Origin of the sequence: Zhongshania aliphaticivorans, from assembly GCF_902705875.1 — a bacterium.
Lineage (GTDB): Bacteria > Pseudomonadota > Gammaproteobacteria > Pseudomonadales > Spongiibacteraceae > Spongiibacter > Spongiibacter aliphaticivorans_A.
In genome coordinates, this window is the sequence record NZ_CACSIK010000001.1 from 1,725,550 (window position 1) to 1,738,560 (window position 13,011).

Sequence of the window (13,011 nt, forward strand, 5' to 3'; positions counted from 1 at the left end):
TTAAGCGATATATTTCTGTACTAACTCCGATTTTAAGACCTTGCCAGCAGCATTGCGCGGTAGCTCATCATGGCAAAACCAGATATGTTTCGGATGCTTAAAGACGGCAAGTTTGCCTAGTAGATACTCACCAAGCTCATTGTGGTTTAGCTCTGCACTGGCGCGAAGGCGAATAACAGCAGCAGGAATTTCACCAAATTGCTCATCGGGCTCGGCTATAATGGCGGCCTCTGATACTGCTGGGTGCGAAGTTAGAATGGCTTCAATTTCTGCGGGGTAAATATTTTCACCACCTCGAATAATGAGGTCTTTGGCCCGATCAACGACAAAGACAAAGTTTTCTTCATCCAGGTAGCCGATGTCACCTGTGGCCATCCAGCCATCATCAAATTGTTTGCTGTTTGCATCAAGTTTGTTCCAATAATGACTGACATTACATACTGATTTCAGCCAGATTTCGCCTCTTTCCCCTTTGCTAAGAATGTTGTTGTCTTTATCCCGTGTTTGCCATTCAACGAGAGGGGAGAGGGTGCCAGCGCTCGTCGGTTTGTAGGTGAATGCCTCGCCTGAACAGTTGGCACAAATGGCATTGCTTTCGGTCATGCCATAGCCTGTACCAATGTAGGCATTTGCAAGCGTGTTATTGATGACAGTTTTAAATGATGGGGGGCAAGCGGCGCCACCACCACCAAGGGAAAATAAACTACTTGTATCGCTGCTGTGAAAATCTGGGTGCCGGAGTAACTCTAATACCATTGATGGCGCGGCGCTAAAGATGGTGACTTTTTCGGTGCTGATTAATTTAAGGGCCTGCTCCGGTGACCATTTGTACATTACAACGGTTTTTCGTCCTCCGCGCAGGTTTAGTAAAAATGCAGCGTAGCAGCCAGAGACATGGAATAAGGGCACACTTAATAGGGTGCAAGGTGGGAAACCACCGGCAAACATTTTTTCTATGGCTTGGGGGTTCGCCATGGCTGAGCACATGGCATGAAACTCAAAGCTATAAATGGCTTGGCAGATATTTTTATGACTTGATACCGCCCCTTTGGGACGTCCAGTGGTGCCGGAGGTGTACATGATTTGTGCAATATCATCGGTATTACACGACACAGCTGGAAGCGGCTTGTTCCAGTTGTTGGCAATGATTTCATCGAAGTCAGAATCACCAATGATGTCACCCTGCGCAATTCTCGCCACAATCGCTTGGCAGTTAAGCTTTGATAAAAACGATTGAATCAGTTCAGATCGCTGCTGGTCGCAGAAAACTAATTTTGCCGCTGAGTCTTTTAAGCCGTAGTGTAGTTCATCCGCACTTCCCCAAGAATTTAGTGGTACGACCACAGCGCCTACTGAAACAATAGCAGCGTAAGACACCATCCACTCTGGGCAGTTACGCATGGCAATCGCAACTCTATCCCCATTATTAATACCAAGGCTGTGTATCAAGTGATATGAGAGTGCGTCTACGCGCTTAAAAAACTGAGTAAAAGTGAGCCGTTCACCCTGGTATACGAGAAACTCTTGGTCACCGTGTTGGCGTCCTGCATCAATTAAGTCACGCAAGGTAGCGGGTGCATTCTTGAAAATAGAGAAATGACTGCTGCTATCCTTGATCACTTCAAACGGTGCACCCGGTTGGCAGAGTTGGTCAGTACAATCCGCTAGGCGATTAACAATGTGGCTCATAGGGTGTTTTAGCTCTTATTGATGATCAAACATGGAATAGGTAAAACTCAGCGTTGCGGGTATCGGGGCGTTGATCGTTTCCATAATCCGCTGGTATTCAGTGTGACAAATACGCCATATACCATCGTCGAGTCGGTATTGATCAGTGTAAATGGCAGTGCCAAACAGCATCCAGTTTTGGTCTTTATTAAACACTAAGTCTTGTAAATACCATTTACCGGTGGCGGTACTTTCATCGATAAACTCAATTTCTGGGTGGTGGCAATTGTGCATGGTGATCACCTGGGGTGAATCCATATGTCCCTTTAAGCCATTTATCAGTTGATCACGGTTGTCGAAACTATACTTTCCGTCATCGTAGCGTGCACTACAATCTTCGCTTAGCGTTGTTGTTAATAGCTCCCAATCATGGGTGTCGACGGCGCGCAGGTAGGTGTACTTCAATTTTTTGATAGTTTCTATTGCGAGCAGGGCATTGAGTGACGCTGTCATGGTCGTGATCCTTAGCAATTCGTTATTATTTTGGGATAAATCCGCTGAAGCTATTATTTCACTATCTATGGTATTTGCTGGTAATGCTTATTTTAGAGGCAGCTAAATCAGGGAAACATGATCTGAATGGATGAAGTGAGCTTGAACTTTACGTTGTTGCTATAAATTGCGTTGTTGCTATAAAGAGTTTAGTGCTGACATTTAATCTATAGTTGTGAATTGGGGTTGCGAGGCGATGAGTTCAGCGGTCAATATTGTTTTTTGCTAAGCTATGCGACGATTTAAATTTTTGGAGTATTTTAAATGCGCATAATTACTGCAAATACCAACGGTATTCGTTCTGCAGGGCGTAAAGGATTTTTTGAATGGCTAGCTAAGCAAGATGCAGATGTGGTCTGTATCCAGGAAACGAAGGCGCAAAGGGATCAGCTCGAAGACCCGCTTTATCATCCTGAGGGTTACACCACCACCTATAGCGATGCCATTAAGAAAGGTTACAGTGGCACGGCGATGTATTGTAAAAAGCCACCCAATAGCGTGACCACCTCGCTTGGCTGGGACCCCGCGGACAGCGAGGGGCGATATATCCGCGCTGATTACGATAAAATAAGTGTTATATCGCTTTATATGCCTTCCGGCTCTAGTGGTGATGAGGCGCAGGCTAAGAAAGACCGCTTTTTAGGAATAATCTATGATCACTTCGTGGAGTTAAAAGCCGCTGGGCGTGAGCTGGTGATTTGTGCTGATTGGAATATCTGTCATAAAGAAATCGATCTTAAAAATTGGAAGGGCAATAAGAAAAACTCTGGCTTTTTACCCCATGAGCGCGAATGGTTAGACAAGTTGTACGGTGAAGCCGGGTTTGTAGATGCCTTCAGAGAGATCAATCAAGACGCCGTTTATACATGGTGGTCGAATCGCGGACAGGCTTACGCCAATGATGTTGGTTGGCGTTTGGATTATCACGTGATAACACCGGGCTTAGTTGACTCAATACGTAGCGCTAGCGTCTATAAAGATGAAAAGTTTTCTGATCACGCACCTTTTACAATGGACTATGATTGCTCGCTTTGAGCTGGGTGCTTGTGTAATATTGCACGTTGAATTGATTGCTGTGGCCACTTGAGCGCAGTGTTTGTTGTTGAATCTTAAGTAAGGACAATTAATGAGCTTTTTCATATCTGAGGCGCATGCCCAGAGCGCGGGCGCGGGTGCGCCTCCCGGTGGTGAGTTGTTCCAGATTGGTTTTCTGGTCCTCATGTTTGGTTTGTTTTACTTTATCGCTATTCGTCCACAGCGTAAGCGTCAAAAAGAGCATGCTGCAATGGTGTCGGCCTTAGGTAAGGGCGATGAAGTGGTCACTACTAGCGGTATTCTCGGTAAAGTAACCAAGTTAGATGATGACTATGTTGTGGTGAATGTGGCTGATAATGTAGAGCTTAAGTTTCAGCGTTCATCTATTCATGCAGTACTGCCCAAAGGCACATTAAAAGCAATTTAATCATTGCGCGCCCTGCGTATGCGGGGCGCTTTCTCCTAACAGGTAGCAAGATGTCTTCTACTGTTAATCGTGAAAATATAATAAAGCACAAAATTGGTATTACCCCTCCGCGCCTTAATCTCGCTCAGCTCCCCACACCCTTGCAGCCCCTAGAACGCTTACATAAAAGTATAGGCGGCCCCAAGATTTGGGTAAAACGCGATGACTTAACGGGCAGTGTATTGTCAGGTAATAAAGTCCGTAAGCTTGAATTCAGTTTGGCCCAAGCTATTGCAGAGGGCTGCGATACTATTCTTAGCTGTGGCGGCTTACAGTCTAATCACTGCCGTGCAACGGCCTTGTTGTGTGCTCAGCTTGGCTTGAAATGCCATCTTATTTTACGGGGTGAGAAGCCCGATGTAGCTGATGGGAATTTACTGTTGGATTGCCTTGCCGGAGCAAAGATTAGCTACTACCCAGCGGCTCAGTACCAGCGGGAACTCAACGATGTTTTGTTAAATGAACAGGCGGCTTATCAAAAACAAGGGCGCAAGGCGTTTATTATTCCGACTGGCGCTTCCGACGGGATTGGCGTTTGGGCTTATGTTGAAGCCTGCGCTGAGATCAAACGTGATTTTCAACAGAAAAACATCGACGTTAAGCATCTTATTTGTGCCACCGGCTCGGGTGGTACTCAAGCTGGGTTAACGGCGGGGGCAGACTGTTATCAGTTAGACGCTCAAGTGTGGGGCGTTAATGTCTGTGACGATGAAGCATGGTTTATTAATAAAGTACGGCAGGACTTATCTGATTGGCAGCAGCGCTATCAAGTTGGCATAGAGCTTGATGCTCTTTCCGTTAAGGTTATTGATGGATACGTTGGGCCGGGTTACGCAAAAGCTGATCCTGAAGTATTTCAATGTATTGCCGACCTAGCAAAGATGGAAGGCTTAGTTCTTGATCCTGTTTATACCGGAAAAGCCTTTTACGGCATGCTTGATCAATTGAAAAAAGGTCGCTTTGGAGAGAGTGGCGATATTATGTTTTTACATACCGGCGGGGTCTTTGGCGTTTTCCCTCAGCGTAGTAATTTCGATTTTAACTAAGCTCTATTAGTACTTAACACACAGTAAAAAGGATCTCTTATGGAGCAGGTTTCAGCACTGGTAAGTACAATCAATGGCATCGTATGGGGGCCTTTGATGTTGGTGCTTATCTTAGGCACCGGCGCTTACCTAATGCTAGGTTTGAAGTTGATGCCGTTGCGCAATATTGGCGCCGCTTTTCGCCTGCTAATTAATGGCCGTAAAGGTGATGGCAACCAGGGCGAAATTAGCCCATTTCAAGCTTTAATGACCTCTCTTAGTGCAACTATTGGTACGGGGAATATTGCGGGCGTGGCTACGGCGATAGCCTTGGGTGGCCCCGGCGCTTTATTTTGGATGTGGTGTACAGCATTAGTGGGCATGGCTACAAAATATGCTGAAGCGGTGTGCGCAGTGCATTTTCGAGAACAAGATGCCGAGGGAAATTTTAGCGGCGGCCCAATGTATTACATCAAAAATGGTCTTGGATCACGTTGGCAGTGGCTTGGTGCTTGTTTTGCGGTATTTGGTGCCATGGCGGGGTTTGGAATTGGCAATACCGTACAAGCTAATTCAGTCGCAGATGCCATGCAGGGTGCCTTTGGAGTACCTGTATGGCTTAGCGCGGTGGTCATGTTTGTGGGTGTCGCAGCCGTTATTTTGGGTGGCGTAAAACGGATAGCAAGTGTAGCCGGATTTTTAGTGCCGTTTATGGCCATAAGCTACCTTATCGTAGGGCTTGTTATTTTATTGATGAACATTCCGCTTTTACCGGCGGTGTTTAGTTTGGTGATTGATTCAGCATTTAATGGTACTGCGGCGGTGGGTGGTTTTGCAGGTGCTGGTGTGGCCGCCGCAATACGCTTTGGTGTTGCTCGGGGCGTCTTTTCTAATGAGGCAGGCTTGGGTAGCGCACCGATAGCGCATGCGGCGGCAAAAACCAACAATCCAGTTCGCCAAGGTATGATCGCCATGCTGGGGACCTTCATTGATACCATATTGGTGTGCACGGTAACCGGCTTTGTTATTTTACTTTCTGGCGTTTGGGAAACGGGCGAGAGCGGAGCGGCTTTGTCCACCTTGGCGTTTGAGTCTCAAGTTCCCGGTGGTCACTTTATTGTGGCGATTGGTTTGGCGGTATTTGCATTTACTACCATGCTAGGCTGGTCTTATTACAGTGAGCGCTGCGTAGTTTATTTTTTTGGTAGCCGTGGCGTCATGCCGTTTCGTATTGCTTGGGTGTTGGCGATCCCAATGGGGGCAATGGCAAACCTTGGCTTTATCTGGTTATTGGCTGACACCTTAAACGCCTTGATGGCCATTCCAAATTTAATTGCCTTGCTTCTTTTGAGCCCAGTTGTATTTAAATTAACCCAGCAAAAGTTAGCTGAGGCAAAAGAGGGTGTTTAACCATTTGAGCGTTAATATACGCGTTCAACCCGCTGAGTAATTCGGGTAAATAGTTCATAGCTGATGGTGCCGCAGTGTTGAGCCACCTCGGCGGCGCTAAGATTATCACCCCATAGTGTCGCGGTATCGCCGGCGTTAATCTCAAGGCCGGTAACGTCGACGGTCAATAAATCCATGGATACCCGGCCTGCTAGGGCAGCACGCTTACCGTTAATAAGAACCGGCGTGCCGTCTGGAGCTTGCCGAGGGTAGCCGTCAGCATAACCCGCTGCAACGGTCGCTATTCGAGACGTACTTGCTGATTGCCAGCGACGGTTGTAACCGACGCCATCGCCTGCTGCAAGGTCACGCACGGCAAGAACTTTAGCTTTAAAGGTCATGGCTGCTTGTAAATCACCCTCATTAAGGGTGTTTGTTGGATCATCGCCATACAACATGATTCCGGGTCTAACCCAGTTCAAATGCGACTGCGGAAAGCTAATAATTGCGGCGGAATTAGCCATGCTAATTGGCGTTTCCCCAAGTGAATGACTCAGAGTATGTAAACACTGATACTGCTCAATACTACGTGTTTTATCCGTTGTTTCCGCGTCACTAAAGTGGCTCATATGGTGAAGGGTCGCGACATTAGGTGACTGTTTTAAGAGCTGGTGAGCGTCAATAAACTCTGGCTCGCTCATCCCCAATCGATTCATACCTGTGTTTAATTTAAGCCATACGGTTATCGCTTGCGGCAGTTTAATACTGGCAAGTAAAGTGGCGGTTTGAAGGTCGTGAATGACCACATCAAGCTGGTGTAGGGCGCATTCGTTTAGGCTTATCGCGTCGTGCTCTGTACCCAAAAGCACAATTCGCTTATCGCTTAATTGCTTACGCAATAGCATTGCTTCGTTTAAGCGTGCTACGGCAAAGCCGTCGACAATATCGTTAAGATGTTCTGCTACCCAATCTGCACCGTGACCATAGCCATTAGCCTTTACCATCGCTAAGATAGCGGCATTAGGTGCAAGACGACGTACCGTTTTGGCATTATGTCGTAAGGCGCAACGATTAAATTCAACCCACGTAGTTCTATGCATAGTTATCAACTCATTTCCTCGCTGAATTCTATCGGGCTTGCTGCAGCGAGAACAGCGCGTATTTGCATGGGCGTGCTTTTTTTATTCAATTGCTTACCGCTGTTTGCTAATTGTGTGACTGAGCTGGAAGCGTCAAAGCAAAATGTATCGACTGACGGCAGGGCTAGTCGAGTTGATGCCAATGATTCCTCAACTTGTCGTGCTATCAATACGCAGCGTGCTCAACACTATTTTTGGGGAGAAGGTGGGCTTGTTGCTGATATCGATACCTCCTATCACTTTGCCAAGCAAGCGTTGACCCAGCAGCGGTGGCCGTATGAATTAATGTTGCTGCGATCGGCCTATGTGCTCAAAGGCTTGGATAGCAGTCTTAGTCTGGATGAAGCATTACGACGTTTTCAGCGCGAAATCTCTAGCAATGATTCACTGCGGCAAGACAAAGCACTTGCGATGCTTAACCAGCTCAGTAAATTTTTGCCCCGTGTTACATGGCAGGGTAATACCCTTTATCACGATATAGAGCGTAAGCAGTCTGAAATCTTGCCGCTGTCTGCTGCCGTTGGGGTGCGATCTTCGGGCGGTCAATTACAAGTTTTAGCGCTTAATCAAAGCGGTATGCCCAGCTTGTATTGGGGGAGGGAAGTTCGACTCGTATCTAAGAAACAGGACTCTCCGATATTTCGTCGCTACCCAAGCAGTGCCTCAAAGGGTATTGAAGATGTTCGGCAACAACTTTGGAAAGCTCCCGTTTCCATGCCCGGCAGCGGTGTGTTAGTGAGCCGCTTTATTCGTCAAGATGGTCGGCCATTTCAATCCCAATGCACTGCGACATTGATTAGCGCGCAGTGGCTATTGTCTGCTGCGCATTGTCTCTCTACCCCAGAGGGCGACGGACGCTTACAGTCGCTTGAGTATATTGCGGACCCACTTAGTCACAGTCCGCATAACCTAAGTGTACAAGTAGCTGCTGCTTGGCAACATCATCTTCACCGAGTTTCAGACCAGCAAAGTGGCAACGTGACCCGGTATAGTGGTTCTGATATTGCCTTGTTAAAACTAGCTCAACCTATTGCCACTAGTAAGAGCGTGGAATTGGCCGGTCTTGCACCAAATAATATTTGGATAGATAGCTTGGGATTTCCCAATGACAAACCACTGTATACATTGTGGGCGTCTCGTTGCAGAGCGAGTGAGTGGGGCGAGGGTTCTGTGAACTTGGCAAGCGTCTACGCTTTAGATTGTTTTAGCTTTGCAGGTCAGAGTGGGGCGGCTATTACTCAATATATTAACGATCGGGCACAAATAGTGGGGGTGTTGTCATCTCGTATATTTAATGACAGTGTTAACAGACCGGTGTTTGCCGCGTTAAACGTGGCGATCATTAAGCAAATAGAAGGTTTGATCGCGGGTCGTGATACGTCATTATTTGTTGCAGTGCCAATAGAACCGACTTTACGATCGCCATTACGAGCGGAGGTAGTTGGATCATAATCTTGCTCAAGACTATTGTCTTGGTCTAAGCCTATTGTATAGTGAGCTTGTACTGACACGAAGTGTGCTTATGTCTAATGGATCAGAGAATAAATTAGTTGTTGCTATCTCATCTAGAGCATTGTTCAACCTAGACGAAAGCCATCGCGTTTATGAATCGGAAGGTTTGACTGCTTATCAAGCGTATCAAATTGAGCATGAAAACGAGATTCTGGAACCGGGTGAGGCTTTTGGCATTGTAGAGCGCCTTTTACAGCTCAATGATTATCTTGATAATGCTCGGGTTGAAGTGATTTTATTATCACGAAATTCTGCCGACACCGGTTTGCGCGTTTTTAACTCTATTGAACATTATGGGCTAAGTATTAGCCGAGCTGCATTTAGTGGTGGCGAAAGCCCATATCGTTATGTGTCTGCCTTCCATTGTGATTTATTTTTGTCGACCAATGCCGAAGACGTTCGGCGTGCACTTGATAATGGTGTAGCCGCAGCTACCTTATTGCCTCGATCTAAAAAGTCCGCATCCCTCACCAATCGAGAGCTGCGCTTTGCCTTTGACGGCGATGCGGTCATATTTTCTGACGAGGCCGAACAAGTATTTAAACGGGATGGTCTTGAGGCGTTTACGGCTAGTGAAGTGGCTGCAGCGAACACCCCTCTAAGTGGTGGCCCCTTTAAAGATTTCTTGAAAGCCTTGAATGCCTTGCAATGTGAACTCTCTGATGATGATCCGCCGATTCGTATAGCGCTTGTCACGGCGCGTTCAGCGCCTACACATAAGCGGGTAATACAAACCTTGCGTAATTGGAATATTCGCATCGATGAGTCCTTATTTCTCGGCGGTTTGGATAAGGGCGAATTCCTTGCAGCCTATGGTGCGGATGTGTTTTTTGATGACCAACCTGGCCACTGCGTTTCTGCAAGTGAACATGTCTCTACGGGACATGTTCCCCATGGTATTGCGAATAAAGTCAGCGATTAATAACGTGTCGAATTGTGTTGGTATAAACATATTAGGCACTGGCGTGAGAATGTATCGAACGCGTTTTGGCGTAGGAGTTACATCAGGATGAAATTGCAACAGCTACGCTACATTTGGGAAGTGGCGCACCATGAACTGAATGTGTCGGCTACGGCGCAAAGTCTTTTTACATCACAGCCCGGTATTAGTAAGCAAATAAGAATGCTGGAAGATGAGCTAGGTGTGGAAATTTTTGCACGCAATGGAAAGCACCTTACGCGGATCACACCGGCTGGTGAGGCAATATTAAAAACTGCCGGCGAAATCCTCCACAAAACTGAAAGCATTAAGCATATTGCCCAAGAGTTTAAAAACCCTGATAAGGGCAGCTTATCAATAGCAACCACGCATACCCAAGCGCGCTATGCGCTGCCGGACGTGATTAAACGTTTTATTGATCGCTACCCTGAAGTGTCGCTGCATATGCATCAGGGAACCCCAATGCAGATTTCGGAGTTAGCTGCGAATTTTGAAGTTGATTTTGCGATTGCAACAGAGGCCTTGGAGTTATTCAGCGATTTAATCATGATGCCATGTTATCGCTGGAATAGAACAATCTTAGTCCCTAAAGGTCACCCATTGGCGGCAGTTTCCAATCTTCGAATTCAAGATGTCGCCATGTACCCCATAGTGACTTATGTGTTTGGCTTTACTGGCCGCTCTAAATTGGATGAGGCCTTCCTAGATAAGGGGCTTGAACCGCGAGTTGTATTTACAGCTACCGATGCGGATGTCATAAAAACCTATGTGCGTTTGGGTTTAGGTATTGGCATTGTGGCGGAAATGGCCTATGACCCAGCTGCTGACTCAGACTTAGTCGCTCTAGATGCTAAGCACCTTTTTGAACCTAGCGTCACCAAAGTCGGCTTTCGACGTGGAACGTATATGCGCAAGTTTATGTACGATTTTGTTGAGCTATTTGCACCGCATTTAACCGCAGATTTAGTCGATAAAGCGTATGAGTGCCAGACTAAAAGTGATTTAGATACCTTATTTGCTGATATAGAATTACCGATGTACTAGCCTCAGAATGCCCTGGGAGTCAAGATTGCTTTATCCGTCGTAAGCCGTTAGATTGACGCGGTTTTTCAGCGCAGAAGCGTAACTTAATCAATTTTAGGAGTAATGTTGTGGAAATCGCCTGTCTTGACTTGGAAGGGGTGCTGATCCCAGAAATTTGGATCGATTTTGCGGAGCGCACCGGCATCGAAGCGTTGAAGGCTACCACTCGTGATATTCCTGACTACGACGTGCTAATGCAGCAGCGTCTGCGTTTATTACAAGAAAATGGTTTGGGCTTGCCGGATATCCAAGAGGTTATCGCCGATATGTCGCCTATGGAAGGAGCTCGAGAGTTTCTGGATTGGCTGCGTGAGCGCTTCCAAGTTGTGATTTTGTCCGATACGTTCTATGAGTTTGCCGCACCACTTATGAAACAGCTAGGCTGGCCAACATTGCTATGCCACAAATTGGAAACCGATAGCCGTGGCAGCGTGGTGGATTACCGTATTCGTCAGGTGAACCCCAAGCGTCAATCTGTATTGGCACTAAAAACCTTGTATTACCGTATTATTGCTGCAGGTGATTCTTACAATGATACGACCATGCTGGCCGAAGCGGACGCGGGTATCTTGTTTAAAGCACCAGATAACGTCATTAGTGAGTTTCCGCAATTTCCTGCAGTACATGACTACGAGGCACTTAAGCTAGAATTTTTAAAGGCGTCTAACCGTAATCTAACGCTGTAATCGGCCTTAGTTGAAATCGGCAAGTGCTTGAATAAGCTTGCCGATTTTTGTCTCTGTTTCAATAAACTCTTCATCAACATCAGAGTCGGCAACAATACCGCCTCCAGCCCAGCCTGTAATTTGTTCGCCGTCGCAGAGGAAGCTGCGAATGGCTATATTACTGTCCATTTTGCCATTTCCCCCTAAATAGAAAATACTGCCGCAATAGACCTTACGTTGATGGGGCTCAATTTCGCTAATAATTTCCATCGCGCGATGCTTGGGCGCGCCAGTAATAGAACCGCCAGGAAAGCAGCTTAATAAGGCCTGAAAAGAAGAGCATTCTTCACGTAACTCACCTGATACTGTACTCACCAGGTGATGCACGGTGCGGAAGGTCTGTAACTCGCAGAGTTGGTCTGTACGAACGCTAGCGGCTTTACAGCTTTTACTGAAATCATTACGCAGTAAATCCACAATCATAATGTTTTCGGCACGATTTTTAGCGCTACGCTGCAAGGCAAGCGCTAATGCCTTGTCTGTGTCAGGATCTGCACTTCGGGCAGCTGTTCCCTTTATAGGCTGGGTTTGTAATTTACCGTTATTAGCTGACAGCAAGCGTTCTGGGGAAAAACTAAGGACCTGACTGCTACCTAGATCGATATAGGCAGAAAAGGGGGCGGCGGCAATGTCGCGAAGTTTTTGGTAAGCCGGCCACGTATCGCCTTGATAGCTGGCGTTAAAAGCGCGGGTTAAATTTACTTGGTAACAATCTCCAGCTTGAATGTAATCTTGAACTTGATTAAATGCCTGTTCGTAGTATTTTCGGTCCAAGGTGCTTGTGAAGCTGCTTGTTAGTTGAAATCGCGCGGTATTTTTTAAGGATTGCTGAGGTGAATTTAGAACGAGCTGCTTGATATGCGTTAACACTTTCTCACTAACACTGGGTTGGGCAACTAACTCGCATTGTTTGCGATGATGATCTACAACAATCGCCCATGGATAAATGCCGACATGGAAATTAGGGGTAGAAAGTGGTGCTTCTAATCGAGGGCTTGGCCGTATATTTGATGCAAGTTCTCCGAAGTTGTAATCAATATAGCCCACTGCGCCCCCGCTGAAAGGGAGTTGGTCGCAGTCAAGATACTCAGTTATCACTGATTTTAATCGCTGTTCAGCTTCGCTAAGAAAGTGGTGAAGGCTCTTGTCATCGCATGCATGCCAAGTGATGACATCAATAGGTTGCGCACAAATGATATCAAAATGTCCGCCTTCACTATAAGCGTTAGCGCTGTCTAAAAAAATCGGCAGAGGTAGGTGTTTGAGGCTTGAAAAAATTACGCAGCTGTCACGTAAATAGGGTAGTGCTATACGATGAAGGCTTGCCATTACTGTTGCTCAGAGTCAATCAAAATGCAGCTGGTGAATACTGATTTTACGTGCTATCAGTCTGAAAAATCTAGTGTTTTTTCCCTTTTGAATTGTATTACAAGTGGCTTGTTTGGATTGACACATCACGCTATTCCCAGTACTGTTA

The 13,011-nt window shown here is 46.4% G+C and carries 12 protein-coding genes; 8 read left to right on the forward strand and 4 right to left on the reverse strand.

Annotated elements, in window-relative coordinates:
• Entirely contained in the window at positions 1 to 1,689 is a 1,689-nt protein-coding gene (locus AELLOGFF_RS07880; RefSeq protein WP_159268240.1) for a class I adenylate-forming enzyme family protein, read from the reverse strand.
• A gap of 15 nt (positions 1,690 to 1,704) precedes the next feature.
• Positions 1,705 to 2,181, reverse strand: a complete 477-nt coding sequence (locus tag AELLOGFF_RS07885; RefSeq protein WP_159268241.1) for a nuclear transport factor 2 family protein — start codon at positions 2,179 to 2,181, stop codon at positions 1,705 to 1,707.
• Positions 2,182 to 2,484: 303 nt separating this feature from the next.
• Here AELLOGFF_RS07885 and AELLOGFF_RS07890 point away from each other — a divergent pair, with 303 nt between their 5' ends.
• The 4 genes from AELLOGFF_RS07890 to AELLOGFF_RS07905 all read left to right on the forward strand — a co-directional run bounded on the left by AELLOGFF_RS07890 (position 2,485) and on the right by AELLOGFF_RS07905 (position 6,156).
• Positions 2,485 to 3,255: an exodeoxyribonuclease III gene (locus tag AELLOGFF_RS07890; protein WP_159268242.1), complete on the forward strand. Its 771-nt coding sequence runs from the start codon at positions 2,485 to 2,487 to the stop codon at positions 3,253 to 3,255.
• Between the two features lie 91 nt (positions 3,256 to 3,346).
• A complete protein-coding gene (gene yajC, locus AELLOGFF_RS07895; protein ID WP_159268243.1) occupies positions 3,347 to 3,682 on the forward strand; it encodes a preprotein translocase subunit YajC in 336 nt (111 codons plus the stop codon).
• A gap of 50 nt (positions 3,683 to 3,732) precedes the next feature.
• Complete coding sequence (locus AELLOGFF_RS07900) at positions 3,733 to 4,767, forward strand: 1-aminocyclopropane-1-carboxylate deaminase/D-cysteine desulfhydrase (RefSeq protein ID WP_159268244.1); 1,035 nt, start codon at positions 3,733 to 3,735, stop codon at positions 4,765 to 4,767.
• Between the two features lie 39 nt (positions 4,768 to 4,806).
• Entirely contained in the window at positions 4,807 to 6,156 is a 1,350-nt protein-coding gene (locus AELLOGFF_RS07905) for an alanine/glycine:cation symporter family protein (RefSeq protein ID WP_159268245.1), read from the forward strand.
• A gap of 11 nt (positions 6,157 to 6,167) precedes the next feature.
• Here the strand turns inward: AELLOGFF_RS07905 and alr are convergent, their stop codons facing one another.
• A complete protein-coding gene (gene alr, locus AELLOGFF_RS07910) occupies positions 6,168 to 7,235 on the reverse strand; it encodes an alanine racemase (RefSeq protein WP_159268246.1) in 1,068 nt (355 codons plus the stop codon).
• Between alr and AELLOGFF_RS07915 the strand changes: the two genes are divergently transcribed.
• The 4 genes from AELLOGFF_RS07915 (at position 7,230) to thrH (ending at position 11,495) form a co-directional block, all read left to right on the forward strand.
• The gene (locus AELLOGFF_RS07915; RefSeq protein WP_159268247.1) at positions 7,230 to 8,726 is read left to right on the forward strand and encodes a trypsin-like serine peptidase; all 1,497 of its coding nucleotides are present in this window, start codon (positions 7,230 to 7,232) and stop codon (positions 8,724 to 8,726) included. The two genes, alr and AELLOGFF_RS07915, sit on opposite strands and share 6 nt — an antisense overlap.
• A gap of 70 nt (positions 8,727 to 8,796) precedes the next feature.
• On the forward strand, positions 8,797 to 9,708 hold the full coding sequence (locus tag AELLOGFF_RS07920; RefSeq protein ID WP_159268248.1) for a 5'-nucleotidase: 912 nt from the start codon (positions 8,797 to 8,799) through the stop codon (positions 9,706 to 9,708).
• 87 nt (positions 9,709 to 9,795) lie between these two features.
• On the forward strand, positions 9,796 to 10,770 hold the full coding sequence (gene cysB / locus AELLOGFF_RS07925; protein ID WP_159268249.1) for an HTH-type transcriptional regulator CysB: 975 nt from the start codon (positions 9,796 to 9,798) through the stop codon (positions 10,768 to 10,770).
• A 107-nt stretch (positions 10,771 to 10,877) separates the two neighbouring features.
• Positions 10,878 to 11,495 carry a bifunctional phosphoserine phosphatase/homoserine phosphotransferase ThrH gene (thrH, locus tag AELLOGFF_RS07930; protein ID WP_159268250.1) on the forward strand — a complete coding sequence of 206 codons (618 nt, stop codon included), beginning with the start codon at positions 10,878 to 10,880 and terminating at the stop codon, positions 11,493 to 11,495.
• A gap of 6 nt (positions 11,496 to 11,501) precedes the next feature.
• Here the strand turns inward: thrH and pabB are convergent, their stop codons facing one another.
• Entirely contained in the window at positions 11,502 to 12,863 is a 1,362-nt protein-coding gene (pabB, locus tag AELLOGFF_RS07935) for an aminodeoxychorismate synthase component I (RefSeq protein WP_159268251.1), read from the reverse strand.
• Positions 12,864 to 13,011: the final 148 nt, after the last annotated feature.